Raw genomic sequence first — 18,232 nt, forward strand, 5'->3', positions numbered from 1 at the left:
GATGATGAAAACAAGACATATTGTATATATATCATTTGTGATACTGCTGGCATCCGCCTGTAAAAGGGAAGATTTTCTCGACAGGTTTCCTTTGGATGCAATCAGTGAACAAACCTACTTTAAGAATGAAAATGATCTGAAGCTGTATGTAAACCGGTTATATGATTACTTGCCGGTTCAAAGAGCGAGGAACCCTACAGCTGAGGATAGTACCGATGCGCGGTCGGACAACTATGCAATGGGAAATATTAACACCTTTTTGTCTAGCCAGTACGTGGTACCTCCAAGCGGGGGCGGTTGGGCGATATCTGACTGGGCAAATATCAGGAACGTTAACTTTTTCCTTAAACGATATAACAATGCGCAAATAGACCAGACGATAAAAAATTATTATGCAGGAGAGGCCCGTTTTTTCAGAGCGTTGTTTTATTGGGATAAGGTAAAAAGGTTCGGCGCTGTGCCATGGCTTTCTTCTGATCTGAGCGATACCTCTTCAATGGCTTTATACGGACCGAGACAACCGCATAAGGTGGTTATGGATTCTGTTCTTGCCGATTTAAATTATGCAGTTACCAATACTGCGGAGGCAACCAATACAAACTTTGCTGGCAGGATAACCAAAGATGTTGCCTTAGCGTTAAAGGCGAGGATCTGTTTATGGGAAGGTACTTTCAGAAAGTATCATGCCCTGGGAGATGAACAGAATTATTTGCGTGAGGCTGCTGCGGCAGCAGAAACTTTAATGAACAGCGGCCGGTATCAGATTTATAAGACCGGTAACCCCTCTTCCGATTATTATAATCTGTTTATTCAGGAAGAGCTTAAAGGGAATAAGGAGGCTATTCTGGCCCGGCGGTATATCAGGAACGTAAGTATGCACAACCTGACGCGTGATATCTCGAACGTATGGCCGGCACTTACCAAGAATTTTGTTCGTTCGATCCTGATGCGGGACGGACGGCCGACATCTCTTAGTCCTTTGTACCAGGGCGATGATACGCCGGACAACGAACAGATGAACCGGGATCCGAGGTATACACAAATCATTGCTACCAGAGGGTTTTCTTTCACCAACAATGCTGATGGTACGAAAGATCTGATGACACTGCCTCGCATTCCTTCGGTGGTTACGGGATATGCTCTTGTCAAAAATTATAGTCCGGATCCACTTCAATGGGTGCAGAGCCAGTCGACGCTTGATCTGTTCATCTTCAGATATGCAGAGACACTGCTGATCTTCGCAGAGGCTAAGGCTGAACTCGGAGAAGCTACTCAAGCGGTCATTGACCGGACCATCAACGAAATCCGAAGCCGCGTGGGAATGGCAAACATGGTTATTGCGACCCTGGTTAAAGACCCCCAGTCGGATTTTCCGACTCTTCCTGTACTACTTGATGAGATAAGAAGGGAAAGGCGGATTGAACTTGTTGGAGAAGGACTAAGATTCGACGATTTGTTGAGATGGAAGGCTGGGGAACTAATTGAAAATCCGGAAACGATATTAGGTATGAAGTTAACCCCTGCGTTAAGGGCTCAATATCCTGCAAGCCAGATTAGCAATGTGCAGGTAAATGCAAATAATTATATCAGAGTGTACCCCAATATTACTGCGAGGGTTTGGACTGATAAGATGTATCTGTACCCAATACCAACCGATCAGCTTACTCTTAATCCGGCTTTGCTGCCGCAAAACACAGGTTGGTAACAGTAATTCATTAAACAGAATAATAATGAAGAAGATATTTAAATATACATTGCTTGCGGCTTTTATTGTAGTAGCTGCGGGCTGCAAGAAAGAGGATTCTTTTACTGACAAAAATGGAGATGTACGGATCTACATGTCGCAGGCGGTATCGGGACAGTTTCAGGAAATTACAGTGAGCAGAAGGGCGCCGCTTCAGTCGGATACCTCTTACGTTTTCGACGTTAATGCATTTTTTGCCGGTTCTGGGTATTTGAATGCACCTGAAGATGTGAAGGTGAGTTTTGCAGTGGATTACTCAAAATGGGATTCAATCAACACTGCCAGAGTAAATGCCGGAAAGCCTGCATACGAAAAGATACCTGATAACATATTTTCATTTTCGAATACCAGTTCTGTAATAAAGAAAGGGACTTCAATCAGTGAGAATACCGGGTTTGCTATTAACGGAAAACAAATTACCGAAGGGCATAACTATATGATCCCTGTCAGTATTTCTGAGGTAGGCGGTAATTTTCCGGTTAACAGGACCCTTGCCACAACCTATTTTGTTGTGAAGGTAACTCCTCCCGTGTATCCCGAGATGGACAGGTCTGCGTGGACTATTTATGCGGTTGATTCAGAGGAAGCCAGTGGAGAAGGCCCAGACAATGGGAGGGCTATTTTTGCACTGGATGGAAAATTAAATACCTTCTGGCATACCCAATGGGATGGAGGTGAACCGCCGCTTCCCCACCATATTGCTATTGATATGAAAGCAACAAAAACGTTGTCGGGACTCTATTTAACGGCAAGGCAGAACGCACCTAACGGGGCACCGAAGACAGTGGTTGTTGATGTCAGCCCCAATGGCACTACCTGGCAAAATGCGGGCACCTATCAGCTACAGGTTACCAATGCTAAACAGTCGGTGTTTTTCTCACAAGCGTATTCTGTGAGATATTTCAGAGTTACTGTTACTGCCACTAACGGCAATACCAATATTACTTTTTTTGCAGAAATATCAGCATTCTAATAACAAGGGTAGCCGGACGGGATTATTTTCTGTCCGGCTACCCTGTTTTCCTGTATTATGTGTCTTTGTTTGTTAAGGGGATATATTGGAGGTATTGAAGAGGTTTCAAGAAAATGGTTGGTGAAATGCTGATATATTTGTTTAACGCTATTGAAAAGAAAATGAAATTGATTTATAAAACTCTCCTGCTTTTTTTTATTCTGATATCTTTTAATGCGTCAGCACAAAAGAAACACACCTTCGAAATTAAGAATGGCAGCTTTCTTTATGATTCGAAGCCCATTCAGATCCACTCAGGAGAGATGCATTATGCACGTATTCCAAAAGAATACTGGCGGCATCGTCTGAAGATGCTGAAGGCTATGGGGCTGAATGCAGTAGCCACTTATGTCTTCTGGAATTATCACAATACCGCTCCGGGAGTATGGGATTTTAAAACGGGGAACCGTAACCTGGCAGAGTATATTAAAACTGCTGCTGAAGAGGGTCTTTTGGTAATACTCCGGCCAGGTCCTTACGCCTGCGCTGAATGGGAGTTTGGAGGTTACCCCTGGTGGCTTCAGAAGAATCCGGGTCTGGTGATACGTTCGAACAATCAGCCTTTTCTGGATTCGTGCAAGGTTTATATAACGAAGCTTGCTGAGCAGGTAAAGAACCTTCAGGTTAGCAATGGAGGTCCGGTGATTATGGTTCAGGCGGAGAATGAGTTCGGCTCCTATGTTTCTCAGCGTAAAGATATTCCACTTGAAGAGCATAGAAAGTATAACAAGGCGATCTTTGAGATGTTGAAGAATGCCGGGTTTAACGTTCCCTTCTTTACCTCTGACGGCACCTGGCTGTTTGAGGGTGGAGCGATTCCGGGAGTGTTGCCTACGGCGAATGGTGAGAATAATATTGACAACCTGAAAAAGGCGGTGGATAAGTATCATGGAGGTATGGGGCCTTATATGGTGGCAGAGTTCTACCCCGGCTGGCTTGACCATTGGGCTGAGCCGTTTAACCGTGTACCCGCTGCCGATATCGCGAAGCAGACAGAGAAGTATCTTCAGAACGGGATCAGTTTTAACGTCTATATGGCTCATGGAGGCACTAATTTCGGGTTCACTTCGGGCGCTAATTACAACGAGGAACACGACATTCAGCCCGATATTACCAGTTATGATTATGATGCCCCGGTATCTGAAGCAGGCTGGGCAACAGAAAAATATATGGCGATAAGGGACCTGATGAAGAAGTATGTGAAATACCCTATTCCAGCTGTCCCTGAGAAGATAAAGGTTATCGAAATTCCGGAAATAAAGCTAACAAGAGCTGTTGACGTACTTGATCTTAAGAAAACAATAACACCAGTAGGTGGTGATAAGCCTCTAACCTTTGAAGAACTCAATCAGGGTTCGGGATATGTATTGTACAGCAGGAGGTTTAATCAGCCGGTTAATGGTAAGCTGCAGATAAAGGGGCTCAGGGATTATGCCGGCGTTTATGTGAATGGAAAAAGAGTGGGTGAACTGAACCGTGTTCAGAATAAGTACGAACTCGATATTACTATCCCCTTTAACGGGACTCTCGACATTCTTGTAGAGAACATGGGGCGGATCAATTATGGAGAGCAGATCATTCACAATACCAAGGGCATTATTTCTGATGTGATGATCAACGATTTTGCGATTACAGGAAGCTGGCAGATGTATAAGATGCCATTCGATGTTCAACCTCAGACAGGTAAACTTCCGGAGAAAAATATAGAAGGCCGGCCGGTATTATATTCCGGTTCTTTTGAGTTAGCGGAAACAGGAGATACTTTCCTCGATATGAGTAGCTGGGGAAAGGGAATCGTGTTTGTTAACGGGCATAATCTGGGGCGATTCTGGAATGTTGGTCCTCAGCAAACGCTGTATGTTCCTGGTTGCTGGCTCGCAAAGGGAAAGAATGAGATCGTGATTCTTGAACAGCTCAACCAAACAACTCATAGCACTGTCAGGACGGTAAAGCAGCCGGTACTCGACTCTCTAAGTGGCAGTAATTAAGATGATTTTGTTGCTATGGTAAAAAAGCTTTTAACGATACTATTGGGTTTTTCGTTCTCCTTTGCGGAAAACAGTTACGCTCAGGAGCCTAAACCCTGGGGGCCGGTCCCTTCGCCTGCGCAGTTGCAATGGCATGAAACCGGTATGTACTGCCTTATTCATTTCGGCCCGGACACTTATACAGACAAAGAATGGGGATATGGCGATGACGATCCCGCGATCTTTAACCCTCAAAGTTTTGATGCCCTTCAGATTGTTGGCGCTGCAAAGGCAGGTGGTTTTAAGGGCGTTGTAGTTGTGGCTAAACACCACGACGGGTTTTGCCTGTGGCCTACTAAAACCACCGGGCATAATATCAGCAAAAGTCCCTGGAAGAACGGGAAGGGTGATATGATCATGGAGTTCAAAAAGGCTTGTGATCAGCTCGGAATGAAGCTTGGCCTCTATTGTTCGCCATGGGACAGGAACAGCCCCCTATACGGGACTCAGGCCTATGTAGAGATATATAGAGAACAGCTGAAGGAACTGTATTCCAATTACGGGCCTGTTTTCATGTCGTGGCACGATGGCGCCAATGGAGGCGACGGCTATTACGGCGGTGCTCGTGAGAAGCGTACAATAGACCGGACTACTTACTACGGGTGGGATACCACATGGAAGATTGTGAGGGACCTGCAGCCTATGGCGGCCATCTTCGGAGATGTTGGGCCTGACGTACGCTGGGTAGGAAACGAGGAAGGACATGCGGGAGAAACATGCTGGCAGACATATACCCCTCATGCGCCGGAGGAAGGTGCAGTGCCTGCTAACGGGTTTGTTAAGTACTGGGAGGCAACGACGGGGCACCGGGATGGAAAATACTGGATGCCGGCGGAGTGTGATGTGCCGCTCAGGCCGGGATGGTTTTATCATTCGGCGGATGACGCTAAAGTAAAATCGCCGTATGTTTTACTGGACCTTTATTTTAAAAGTGTTGGCAGAGGGGCAGGACTTGACCTGGGGCTTTCGCCGGACAGGAGAGGGATACTGCATGAGAATGATGTACAGGTTTTGAAGGAGTTTGGTGACATACTGAAGGAAACGTTCAGTTCCAATCTTCTGAAAGGTGCGAAGTTTGAAGCTTCCAACGTAAGGGGCAACAATCATAAGTTATTCGGTACGTCTTTTTTGACCGATTCAGATCCTTATTCGTACTGGGCAACTGATGACGGTATTAAAACTCCGGAGCTTACGGTGGATCTTGTAAAGGACAAGACTTTCAATATTATAAAGATCAGGGAGAATATTAAACTCGGACAGCGGATCGATTCGTTTACGGTTTATGTTTTAAAGGATAAGCGCTGGGAGCCGATTGCCGGAGCAACCAGCATAGGTTCAATGCGCCTGATACGGCTTCCGCAATACCATACAGCCCGGAAGATACGTCTCCGGATAGACCGGTCTGCAGCTAGTGCTGCGATAAGCGAAATTGGTTTATATGCGGAACCTGTTCATTTGACAGCGCCCGAAATTACAAGAGACAAAAATGGGTTTGTTCAAATGAAAACCTCTGCCGCTGTTAGCGGCATTCATTACACGACTGACGGCACTGAACCCACTGTTCTTTCGCCTGTCTATAGCAAGCCGTTCCTGTTAAAGTCGCACGGTGTGGTTAAAGCCAGGGCGTTTAAGGACCGCCTGGCGGGTGAGCTGAGTGTGAAAGAGTTTGGAATAGCTAAAACATTATGGAAGGTAGTGTTTCCTGTAAATGGAAATCTATCAGCACTTATTGATGACAATGAGCGAAGTGTGGCAGAAGTGTCCGGAAAGGAAGGTGCCGTTACACCTTCGTCGCCGGCAGAAGTTGTAATTGATCTTGGTAAGGTGACGAGGATTCAATCGTTCACGTTTTTTCCTCCGCAGAATAATTTAAGAAGCGGACTTGTTGATCAGTATGCTTTTTACGTGAGTGATGATAACCGGAGCTGGCAGCTGGCTGCCAAAGGCGAGTTTTCTAATATAGCAGCAAACAGGATTGGACAAAAAATAAAATTGAATGAAGCCCTTAGCGGACGCTTCATAAAATTCGTAGCTTTAAACCTGATTGAGGGAAACAAGGCGAGTGTTGCCGAGCTTAGTATTAACTAAGCGGGGAAATGAATTTAAAATATCCGTAGTACCATGGCGGCAGTTAACCGACTACGTTTGGTGTACGGAAAATTGTCAGCAGAATTATATAATACCGTAAATAAGTAAATTAAGAGATGTACAGAAAACTAACAATTTTAATCGTGCTGTGTATTTGTTGTTACAGCGCTACCGCACAAATTAATCTTATTCCTAAACCATCGAAGGTAACTATTCCGGCTACCGGCGGGTCTTTGACATTGAATGAGGGTACTCAACTTGTTGTTAAGAGTCCTGTACTTCAGAATTCTGCTGATTTTTTAAATGACTACCTCATTCAGTTTTATGGTTTTCCTTTAAAGAGCCGTGGGGCTAAAGGAAATGGCAATACTGTTTATTTAAGTTTGAACAAAAGCGGGAAGGAAGCTGGAGGTTACACACTTCGTGTGGAGAAAGCTGGAATTTATATTGAAGGAAATGATGCCGAGGGCGTGTTTTATGGTGTTCAATCCTTAATACAGCTTCTGCCATCTGAGAAAACTTCGGGCTTAAAAATTCCTTATGTTTCAATAAGTGATGCTCCCCGCTTTGCTTATCGCGGTATGCATCTGGATGTGGCGCGTCATTTCTTCCCGGTGTCGTTTGTTAAAAAATATATTGATTACCTGGCTCTTCATAAGATGAACTATTTCCACTGGCATTTAACAGATGACCAGGGGTGGAGGATTGAAATAAAGAAATATCCGAAGCTTACGCAGGTGGGGGGATACAGGAACGGTACCGTTATAGGACATTTTCCCGGAACCGGTAACGATAACAAAAGATACGGGGGATATTATACTCAGGAGGAAGTTAAAGATGTGGTTCGTTATGCTTCGAAGAGATACATTACTGTGGTCCCCGAAATTGAAATGCCCGGGCATGCTTCAGCTGCTATAGCAGCGTACCCCGAACTGAGCTGTTTTCCTGAGGAGTCTACAAAGTTTCCTCCAAAGACAGTATGGTCGGGCGATACTACAGGTAAGCAGGTTCAGCAGACCTGGGGGGTATTTGAGGATGTGTTCGCTCCGACAGAAAAAACGTTCTCTTTCCTTCAGGACGTGATTGATGAAGTGATTCCGCTCTTTCCTTCAAAATATATTCATATTGGGGGGGATGAGTGTCCGAAGGATAACTGGAAACGTTCTGCATTTTGCCAGCAGCTGATGAAAGAGAAAGGACTCAAGGATGAGCATGAGCTTCAGAGTTACTTTATCCAGCGCATGGAGAAGTATATTAACGGCAAGGGAAAGACGATCATTGGCTGGGATGAGATACTGGAAGGCGGCTTAGCTCCGAATGCCATAGTGATGAGCTGGAGAGGTGAAGAAGGAGGTATAGCAGCGGCTAAGCAGAATCATAAGGTGATCATGACGCCAGGCAGTCACGTGTACTTTGATCACTCGCAGGTAAAGCCCGATGATTCTTTAACGATAGGGGGCTATACCACTGTAAGAAAAGTATATTCGTATGAGCCGGTTCCGAAGGAACTTAATGAAGCACAAGGCAAGTATGTGATGGGCGCTCAGGCCAATGTGTGGACTGAGTATATTAAATATCCGTCAAAAGTACAATACCAGATATTCCCAAGAATCAGCGCATTGAGCGAGGTGCTGTGGAGCCCAAAGCAATCCAGGGACTGGACTGATTTTGAGCCAAGATTGCGTGAGCAGATTAAGAGATACGACTTGTGGAAGGTGCATTACGGGACAATTGACCATGGACAAGGGACAATTGACAATTGACAATGGACAGTTGACAATGGGCAATTGATGCGTTATGACTTTGTAGGTTATGCTTGAGGTGTGGTTGTTGTGGCAACGGCGCGACACATAAAAAAATCTGATAGCTAATTTCTCCTATGTTTACAGCAGAAAAAAAAGGAGATAAAAAAGATAAGATACCAATAAATTTGAAGGAAAAAAAGTGAAAAAGGGTGAGAGCGCACCGATGGCTAAGCAGCCTTAAAGGTATGCAGGCAGTCAGATTACAGCCTCACCTTTTTTACTCTCTTAGAGTTTGAACAGAATGTAAGGAATACCCCTGGGGTATATCCAGAATATCCAACAGGAGAAAAAACGGAGAGAGACCTTCACTTTCAAAACAAAAAGAAAAGATTGGTATGAAAACCGTAGTAAAACAGGTAGCAGGCATTGATGTAGCACAAAAAGAATTAGTTGTATCACTAGGAAAAATGGATCAGCAATGGACCCCTAAGATCGTAGGACATAAGACCTTCACTAATAACAGTAAGGGTTTTAATGAATTGCGTGCCTGGGTCAGTAAACAGTGTGAAGATCAGGTTGAAGTACGTTATGTTATGGAATCCACCGGAGTGTATCATGAAGCTTTGGCTTATTATCTTTCAGGGGAAGGATGTGCAGTGAGTATTGTCCTGCCCAATAAAATCAGTAATTATTTCAGGACCCTGAAAGTAAGGACCATTACAGACAAAAGCGCCAGCGAAGCCATCTGTCTGTTTGGCCTTGAACGTAAGCTGGATGATTGGAAGCGGCCTGCACCGCTGTATAAAACACTCAGGCAACTTACCCGTGAAAGGGACCAGTTGCAGCAGGAGCTGAACCAGTTGCGAAACCAAAAACATGCAGAACTGGCTGAAGCAGAGCCCAATGAAGGCACGCTTATCCGGCTTGACAAACGGATTAAACTATTAAAGGACCAGGCCGCAGAGATCTGGGAGGAAATCAGAGAGATGCTTGCCAAAAATCAAAAAGTGAGTGCAACTGTAAAACAGCTCACCTCTATTCCAGGTGTAGGTGCCCTTACGGCAGTGACCGTACTGGCAGAAACCAATGGCTTTGATCTGATACGCAATCAGAAGCAACTTACCGCCTACGCAGGACTGGACGTCAAAGAAAAGCAGTCGGGAACTTCCGTAAGGGGGAAAGCGCAGATATCTAAAAGAGGAAACCGGCACTTGAGAAAGGCGATGCACTTCCCTGCGCTTACAGCCATCAGGCACGATGTGCACTTTAAAGCAGTGTATCTCAGGATAGTGGAGAAACAAGGAATCAAGATGAAAGCTGCCGTGGCGGTACAAAGAAAAATACTGGCTTTAATGTACACCTTATACCGTAGTGGCAAAGAATACGACAAAGATTATCTTCAAAAAATACAGATAGAAAAGAATGAGGCGGAACGACGACAAACAGCTTAAAATAGTTAGAGTAGCAGTCACAGACCGCTACTCTAAAGAGGCTGGCTCAAGGCCGCCTTGGTTATACAAAAATACAAATAAATTAATTTTATTATTTGGTTCTTAACACAGAATCTGACAGCTGAAAGCTCTTAAGCTGATTATAGCTGTCAGCGTAAGAAATATGATTATAAAGTTAAGGGTATGCAGGCTTTTTAGTTGCCTGTTATTGTTTTTTGTTTCAGGGGCTGTTAGTGGACAGTCCGCTTACCAGTTTAAAGAAGGTTATATTTTAAAGAAGGTGCACCGTTATGGGCGGGAGGCTTTGTATTCTGATCCTCTTGCCTGGCAACTGTATAATGGGTCTTTAAAGACGCCTGTTGACGGTGCAGTTTTTGGTTCTGACAGTCAGGGCACTGAGCTGAAATGGGAGAAGGCTGTGCCGGATTCTTCAGGGAAATTTGGCGGACGGGGCTATTGGGGGAATGGGTATCTTTATCTTTCGTATTCTTCTGATGAGAGCAGGACTGCCCTTTTGAATATTCAGGGAAACAGCGCTGTTTATGTGAACGGCATACTTCATTTTGGTGATCCTTACCAATCGGGATGGATGTATATTCCTGTTCAATTAAAAAAAGGGCTGAATGAGTTTTATGTGCGAGGACAGTATTCATCTGCCCGTCTTATTTTTCCGGCGAAGGCGGTAACGCTGAATACGGAAGATTCCACCCTGCCAAGTATCATCGCAGGTGCTGATAACAGTGGCCTGAAAGCCGCCGTGGTGGTGATCAATTCGGGAAATATCGAGCAGAAAGGACTCTCTATAAGGAGTACAGTCGGCGGAAAAGAGATGATCACTAAAATCCCCTCCGTTCCTGCCTTAGCAACAAGGAAGGTGATGTTTAATGTGAACGCAGGTAACGTAACTTCTGCCGGGAAGGTAAATTGCAGGATAGAACTTATAGAAAACGGCAAGACTGTAGACGAGAACAAAGTTGAACTGGAATGTGTGAATGCGACTGATAAGTATATGAATACGTTTGTCAGCGCTATAGACGGCAGTCTTCAATATTTCGCTGTGTCGCCTCAGACAGGAGGATCTGTAAAGGGCGCCTCCCTGTTTTTCTCGGTTCACGGAGCAGGAGTGGAGGCGATTGGACAGGCTAAAGCCTATCAGGCAAAAGATTGGGGAACACTTGTTGCTCCAACTAACCGCAGGCCCCGTGGGTTTAACTGGGAAGACTGGGGAAGATTGGATGCCTTAGAAGTATTGAACATTGCCAGGAATAAGTTTAATCCAGACCCGGACCGGATCTATCTTACCGGGCATTCGATGGGAGGTCATGGCACCTGGTTCTTAGGGGCCACGTATCCCGGGAACTGGGCTTCTATAGCACCTTGCGCCGGTTATCCTACACTTAAAGGATATGGATCAGCCGATGGCCTTATTCCTGATAAAGGAGCGTCGCCAGCAGAACAGATGCTGCTGAGATCGAGCAATCAAAGCGATGTTCCGGCTCTTGCCACCAATTATAAGCCTTTCGGCGTGTATATCAATCATGGAGATGCCGATCCGGTAGTTTCTGTAGAATACGCACGTCAGATGAAGAAAGTACTTGCTGATTTTCATCCTGACTTTAGTTACTATGAATATCCTGGAGGAAGTCATTGGTACGGAAGTGAAAGTGTTGACTGGAAACCCCTCTTCGACTTCTTTAAATGGCACAAACGGCTCGCCGACACAGCCGTTAATGTAGTTGATTTTAAAACCGCCAGTCCGGGTATTTCTTCGACCTATCGCTGGGTTTCGATCCTGCAGCAGACGCATCCATTGGAATACAGCCGCGTTATACTTCAAAGAGATAAAGCAGCCGGAACGATAAGCGGAACGACGCAAAATGTGAAGACACTGAAGTTCTTACTCAGTGATTTCGGGGCAGGAAAGAATATTACTATTCTGCTCGACTCTCTGAATGCCCTGAGCTATACTACAAAAGGAAACAGCGATAGCATATTCCTTTCAAAGAGAGATAAAGAGTGGGCGTTGACTTCTGCGCCTTCAGCCGATCAGAAAGGTCCGCACCGGTACGGCACATTCAAGGAGCCTTTTGGTAAACGGATGATTTTTGTTTACGGAACGAAGGGCAATAAGGAAGAGAATGAGTGGAGTTTAAATAAAGCACGGTATGACGCAGAAGCCTGGTATTACCGGGGGAACGGAGCAGTGGATATCATTCCCGATAAGGAGTACTCTGAAAATAGGTATACCGGACGAAACGTTATTATTTATGGTAACGCGTCGACGAACAGTGTTTATAACAAGCTGTTAAAGGGCTGCCCGATACAGGTATCCCGCAATCTGGTTAAAGTTGGCGGTAAAGAATGGAAAGGGGATGACCTTGGCGCTTATTATATTTGGCCCATAAAAAGTACAGGATCCAATTCGGTTGCAGTAGTCGCCGGCAGTGGTCTTAAAGGGATGAAAGCCGCAGAAGCTAATCAGTATTTTGCAGGGGCAAGCGGTTTTCCGGATTTTATGATCTTTGGAATCGATATGCTGCAGTCGGGAAGCAGCGCCGTTAAATGTACTGGCTTTTATGATAACGACTGGAAAATAGGAAAAGAAGTGGTGTTTGCACCGTAGTGTTTTGCTGATTATAAAAATGAGAGTTCTTGTAGTTTTTTTATTAATTATTTCGTGTTCAGTTACAGCCCAGACCACTAAGCCAGTTTTAAGTGCTGCCGGGTACGGTTTAACAAAGAAGCAGGCAGATGAGCTCGGCTCGAGGCTCTGGCAGGCCTGTCTGAAGAGCTTGTCGACACAGCTGAAAAGTGAGTGGGATAGCAGGGAGCTGAGAGTAGGCGATCATTCACTGAAGTTTAAGTACAAGGTGTCGGGACAGAAGCCGGCAGACGGGCGCAGCCTTTATATCTCTATGCACGGAGGAGGGAATGCGACCCAGGAACTGAATGATCAGCAATGGAATAACCAGATCAGGCTGTATTCGCCTTCTGAAGGAGTTTATGTAGCGCCGCGAGCGCCTACGAACACCTGGAATCTATGGCATGAAGCTCATATTGATACTTTGTTCTACCGGCTGATTGAAGCAGCAGTGGCCTTTGAAGGTGTAAATCCTAATAAGGTATATCTTATGGGGTATTCTGCCGGGGGAGACGGTACTTATCAGCTTGCTCCGCGGATGGCCGATCGCTGGGCTGCTGCAGCTATGATGGCGGGACATCCCAATGAGACTTCTCCTCTGGGCTTAAGAAATATAGGATTTACTATTCACATGGGCGCTCTCGACAGTGCATATAAACGGAACGATATCGCCCGGAGGTGGTCGGTAATTCTGGATAGCTTAAGCAAGGATGATCCGGGCGGATATAAGCACTTTGTGCAGTTGCATGAAGGCAGGGGACACTGGATGAACCGGGAAGACTCTGTTGCCGTGCCCTGGATGGCTGCGTTCCGGAGGAATCCGCTACCCGCCAGGGTGGTATGGAAGCAGGACGACGTAAACCATCTGAGCTTCTACTGGCTGGCAGTGCCCCGGAAGAGTGTGAAAACAGGGGGAGAAATAGTGGCTTCCTATAAAGGCAATGAAATAGATGTTGCTAAAAATTACAGTGATACCCTGATCATCAGGCTTAACGATAAAATGGTCGATCTGGATAAGCCTGTGAAATTGAATTATCTGGGTAAACAGATCTTTAAAGGAAAACTTCAACGTAAGGTGTCTGTAATAAAGAAAACGATTGACGAAAGAAAAGACCCTGATCTGATCTTTTCTTCAGAACTGGTAATTGTTAAGGGAAAGGTAATAAAGCAATGAAATATAATCGCCGGAAGTTTTTAGGGATGTCGGCTCTTGGCCTTCCCATTTTATCGTCAGCAAATTTATTTGCTGGCTTAGGTAAGAGCGGAAGTCTGGGTGCTGAAGGACCGCTTGTTATCTCGACCTGGGATTTTGGAGTTGAGGCCAATGTGGCGGCCTGGAAGATTTTAAAGAACGGAGGCAGGGCGCTTGATGCTGTTGAGCAGGGGGTGTGGGTTCCGGAGGGTGACCCCAAGAACCAGACGGTGGGCATGGGGGGATTCCCGGACCGGGATGGAAAGGTGACCCTGGATGCCTGTATTATGGATGAGAATGGTAATTGCGGCAGTGTGGCAGCTCTCGAACATATCGTTCATCCGATATCTGTTGCGAGGAAGGTGATGGAGAAAACTCCGCACGTGATGCTTGTGGGTGAAGGCGCCCTACAGTTCGCGCTCCAGCAGGGATTTAAGAAAGAGAATCTGCTTACTCCTGAATCTGAAAAGGCCTGGAAAGAATGGTTAAAAACTTCGCAGTATAAGCCTGTTATAAATATCGAGAATAAATCGTTTGCTCCCAAGCGTTTGCCGGGAAACCAGTATAATCATGATACCATCGGGATGCTCGCTTTAGATGCCAAAGGCAATTTATCGGGTGCGTGTACGACCAGTGGTATGGCATTTAAACTCCACGGCCGTGTTGGTGATTCTCCGATTATCGGGGCCGGATTATATGTTGATAATGAAGTGGGCGGAGCTACCTCGACGGGAGTTGGGGAAGAAGTGATCCGAAATGTAGGAAGCTTTCTGGTGGTGGAACTGATGCGACAGGGATATAGTCCGGAGGAAGCCTGCAAGGAGGCGGTAATGAGGATTATCAAAAAGAAGCCCGAAACTGCGAAGGAAATTCAGGTTGGTTTTCTGGCATTGAATAAAAAGGGCGAATACGGGGCTTATGCCATCCAGAAGGGGTTTAGCTATGCTGTTTGTAATGATAAGGATCAGAAACTGGTGGTGAAGGGGAAGAGTTATTATTGAGTTGCATGTTGTGAGTTGCATGTTGTGGGTTGAAGGTTGCGAAGATTGAGAGGTAAGAATCAAGAGGTAAGAATCAGGTACGTGTTGCGGGTTGTAGGTGGTGAGTTCCATGATTAAGAATTCAGAATTTAATATGGATTATAAACTTGAAATATGTGCTAATTCTATAGAGTCGGCGCTGGCGGCGCAGAGTGGAGGGGCTGACAGGATAGAATTATGCGATAATATGTCGGAGGGTGGTACTACACCGTCTTATGGGACAATAAAGAGGTGTAAGGATCTCCTGGGAATTCCTGTTTTTCCGATTATCAGGCCGAGGGGAGGCGATTTTGTGTACACGGAAGAGGAATTTGAGGTGATGAAGGCTGATGTTCAAATGAGTAAGGATCTGGGGTGTGAGGGGGTGGTGCTTGGCATCTTGACGAGGGACGGAAATATTGATGTGGATCGCTGCTCTGAACTTATCACTCTAGCCAGACCGATGCAGGTAACCTTTCATCGTGCTTTTGATTGTTGTATCGACATGAAGAAGGGACTGGAGGATATCATTTCTTTAGGATGCGAGAGGGTGCTGACGTCAGGGGGAGCCGCGCATGTTTATGAGGGGATAGATGTGATTAAAGACCTTGTCGAACACGCTGACGGAAGGGTTATTGTGATGGCGGGATCGGGGATAAAGGAGGATAATTTACCGGATATGCTTGTGGGTAGTGGTGGTACTGAGTTTCACAGCACAGCTAAAATTGAAATGAATTCTCGATATACTTTTAATAATACAGCTAATGTAATAGGATCATTTTATCAAACTGATAAAAGCATTGTTAAGATAATGAAGGAGTTGCTGACCCAATAATCAGCTTTTACTAGAAGAATTATAAGGCTTAAGGCTTGAGAAAGATCTCAGGCCTTTTTTATTGGCATTAATTACACATGTTTTCTTGTTCCTTTATAAGTTTTATGAACTTTTATAAAAAATTAAAAAGTTTTTGCTTGTTTGTAAAATATAAGTTAAGTTTACTTTAACATTATGAGTGGTCATTTAAAGAATCAACAGTTTAAAGAAGATATACTGAGAAATGTATATTATAAGGATTGCTTGTCTTTAACGGAACTAAGCAAGTTAACATCTAAAAGTCTTCCTGTGATAACATCAGCTGTAAATGAGCTGGTAAATGATGGTTTTATAATTGAGTATGGTCTTGCCCCTTCAACAGGTGGACGTAGGCCGGCGGTATTTCTTTTTAATAAGGACAAGCCGAAATATATAGTTGCTGTAGCAATGGACCAGCTTGTCACGAGGGTTGCAATATTCGACCTTCTCAAGACCTGTGTCTGTCCTGCGGAACAATTGGATCTGAATCCTTTTGAGGATGCAGAAGGTCTGAGCAAACTGATCATTTTCATAAATAGCTTTGTTGAAAGATCTGGTTTGCCGAAGGAAAAGATACTTGGCGTAGGAGTTGGGATGCCTGGATTTGTGAATTCGGAGAAAGGGATTAACGAATCCTTTTTTTACACGGAAAGAATCAGTCTGAAGGATTATTTGAGTAAAGAGATTGGCTTACCAGTATTCATAGACAACGACTCAAGTTTAATTGCGCTCACGGAGTTAAGATTTGGAGCTGGTACAGATTGCAAGGAATTACTGGTAGTAAATATAGGATGGGGAACGGGGCTTGGTATGATCATTAATGGCCGTCTTTTCCGCGGGCATAACGGCTATGCAGGTGAATTCAGCCATATTCCCCTTTCGAATAGTAATAATTTATGCTCGTGTGGCAAAAGGGGCTGTCTGGAAGTAGAAACCTCTTTACTCGCAATGGTGGAGAAGGCAAAATCAGCCGTTGAATCGGGAGCCGAATCAGTCTTAAAATCGTTGTTTGAAGATCAGACCAAACTTGCGGGCGACCAATTCCTGGAAGCAGCGAGACGGGGCGATCCATTAGCACTATCGATTTTATCGGAGTCGGCGTTCCTTCTTGGAAAAGGGATCTCTACACTTATCCATATTATGAATCCTGAAAAGATAGTGTTAAGTGGCCGGGGTGCTGTTGCGGGAAGAATGTTTTTACCGGCTATTCAGCAGGCTGTTAATGAGTTTTGTATACACAAGATCGCTGAGCAGACTACTGTAGTTGTGTCAGAACTGGGTAGTGAAGCAGAGCTGCTTGGAGCTGCAAATCTTGTTGTTGACAATTGTTCGTTTCGTTAAGTATGCAATAATACAGGAAGTTACAAAAAGAAATATTGAGATAAGAAGAGTACTCTTATTAAAAGCAAACAAATCACAAATTCTTTAACCATTAACCCGTTGTGCGGTTTGAGTAAAAGTAAATAAATGAAAAAAGAAGAAGGAATAAAGTTGTGCACGTTACTGATAAGCAGTAAATTAAGAAAGTATTCTATATTTTCTTACATGCACAACTTAAAGACCAATTTCGATAAGATTCTTGAGATTAGCAAACTTGCTTTGACAGAATATATGTTAGCGGATGGCAACTTCTTCAAGTACAGAAATTTGCCGAAACTGTCAGATATAGAGATAGTTGCTTTGTCTATTACTTCCGAAGCACTGGGTATTGACTCGGAAAACCTGCTGTTTTCTAAACTTAGAACAGAATATAGCGGGGAGTTTCCTAATTTAATAGACCGGTCTAATTACAACAGAAGACGAAAGAGACTTCAGGATTATATTGCCCTGGTGGCTCAACCTATATCGGAAATAATCAATCCCGATAACCACCAGTTTATTATAGATTCGGTACCTGTTCCTATTTGTCAGAATGTAAGGATTTCCAGGACCAGCATATGCAGAGAAGATTTGCATGTACAACCTTCCAGAGGGTATCATGCATCTCACAGGCTGCATTATTACGGGTTCAAAATGCAACTGATTATTTCGAAAGCCGGTGTTCCGGTATCAATGGGAATAACGGCTGCTAATGTACATGATGTACACTATCTCAGCCAGCTTGAAAATCTGGAACTAAATGAATGTGAATTAATTGCAGATAAAGGATATTTATCCCTGCCCTATCAAACCACTCTTTTTGAACAGGACAGGATTCGGTTAATCACCCCTTTAAGGAATAATATGAAGAAAAGAACAACGCTCTGGAATCCTTCTTACCGATACGTCCGCAAGAGAGTGGAAACTCTGTTTTCTCAGCTTTGCGACCACCTTTACATCAAAAGGAATTATGCAAAATCGCTCAGCGGGCTCTTCACAAGGATGTGTTCAAAGATAAGTGGCGTAGCCGTTCTGCAGTTGATCAATTTCAAAAACAACAAACCCATTAATCACTTAAAACATGCCCTTGCCGCTTAAACC

The 18,232-nt window shown here is 44.6% G+C and carries 12 protein-coding genes; all 12 read left to right on the forward strand.

The annotated features are described in order from the left end of the window. Position 1: 1 nt before the first annotated feature. The 12 genes from BDE36_RS07925 to BDE36_RS07980 all read left to right on the forward strand — a co-directional run bounded on the left by BDE36_RS07925 (position 2) and on the right by BDE36_RS07980 (position 18,229). Positions 2–1,705 carry a RagB/SusD family nutrient uptake outer membrane protein gene (locus BDE36_RS07925; RefSeq protein WP_211360914.1) on the forward strand — a complete coding sequence of 568 codons (1,704 nt, stop codon included), beginning with the start codon at positions 2–4 and terminating at the stop codon, positions 1,703–1,705. Between the two features lie 25 nt (positions 1,706–1,730). After that, positions 1,731–2,717: a discoidin domain-containing protein gene (locus tag BDE36_RS07930; protein WP_141814438.1), complete on the forward strand. Its 987-nt coding sequence runs from the start codon at positions 1,731–1,733 to the stop codon at positions 2,715–2,717. Positions 2,718–2,878: 161 nt separating this feature from the next. Further along, the gene (locus tag BDE36_RS07935) at positions 2,879–4,744 is read left to right on the forward strand and encodes a glycoside hydrolase family 35 protein (RefSeq protein ID WP_141814439.1); all 1,866 of its coding nucleotides are present in this window, start codon (positions 2,879–2,881) and stop codon (positions 4,742–4,744) included. A 15-nt stretch (positions 4,745–4,759) separates the two neighbouring features. Further along, positions 4,760–6,871: an alpha-L-fucosidase gene (locus BDE36_RS07940; RefSeq protein ID WP_141814440.1), complete on the forward strand. Its 2,112-nt coding sequence runs from the start codon at positions 4,760–4,762 to the stop codon at positions 6,869–6,871. Positions 6,872–6,987: 116 nt separating this feature from the next. Next, complete coding sequence (locus tag BDE36_RS07945) at positions 6,988–8,634, forward strand: beta-N-acetylhexosaminidase (protein WP_141814441.1); 1,647 nt, start codon at positions 6,988–6,990, stop codon at positions 8,632–8,634. Between the two features lie 377 nt (positions 8,635–9,011). Further along, on the forward strand, positions 9,012–10,067 hold the full coding sequence (locus BDE36_RS07950; protein WP_141813799.1) for an IS110 family RNA-guided transposase: 1,056 nt from the start codon (positions 9,012–9,014) through the stop codon (positions 10,065–10,067). Between the two features lie 163 nt (positions 10,068–10,230). After that, entirely contained in the window at positions 10,231–12,690 is a 2,460-nt protein-coding gene (locus BDE36_RS07955; RefSeq protein WP_141814442.1) for a carboxylesterase family protein, read from the forward strand. A gap of 19 nt (positions 12,691–12,709) precedes the next feature. Continuing rightward, positions 12,710–13,882 (forward strand): alpha/beta hydrolase, encoded by a 1,173-nt coding sequence (locus BDE36_RS07960; RefSeq protein WP_141814443.1) that lies wholly within the window; start codon positions 12,710–12,712, stop codon positions 13,880–13,882. Then, a complete protein-coding gene (locus tag BDE36_RS07965) occupies positions 13,879–14,901 on the forward strand; it encodes a glycosylasparaginase (RefSeq protein WP_235904552.1) in 1,023 nt (340 codons plus the stop codon). The genes BDE36_RS07960 and BDE36_RS07965 overlap by 4 nt, the downstream gene beginning before the upstream one ends. Positions 14,902–15,034: 133 nt before the next feature. Next, positions 15,035–15,754, forward strand: coding sequence for a copper homeostasis protein CutC (locus tag BDE36_RS07970; protein WP_161987575.1), 720 nt, complete (start codon positions 15,035–15,037; stop codon positions 15,752–15,754). A gap of 174 nt (positions 15,755–15,928) precedes the next feature. After that, positions 15,929–17,113: an ROK family protein gene (locus BDE36_RS07975; RefSeq protein WP_141814445.1), complete on the forward strand. Its 1,185-nt coding sequence runs from the start codon at positions 15,929–15,931 to the stop codon at positions 17,111–17,113. Positions 17,114–17,317: 204 nt separating this feature from the next. Continuing rightward, positions 17,318–18,229 carry an IS982 family transposase gene (locus BDE36_RS07980; RefSeq protein ID WP_420837438.1) on the forward strand — a complete coding sequence of 304 codons (912 nt, stop codon included), beginning with the start codon at positions 17,318–17,320 and terminating at the stop codon, positions 18,227–18,229. The last annotated feature ends 3 nt before the right edge of the window (positions 18,230–18,232 follow it).

The sequence above is a fragment of the Arcticibacter tournemirensis genome, from assembly GCF_006716645.1.
GTDB lineage: Bacteria > Bacteroidota > Bacteroidia > Sphingobacteriales > Sphingobacteriaceae > Arcticibacter > Arcticibacter tournemirensis.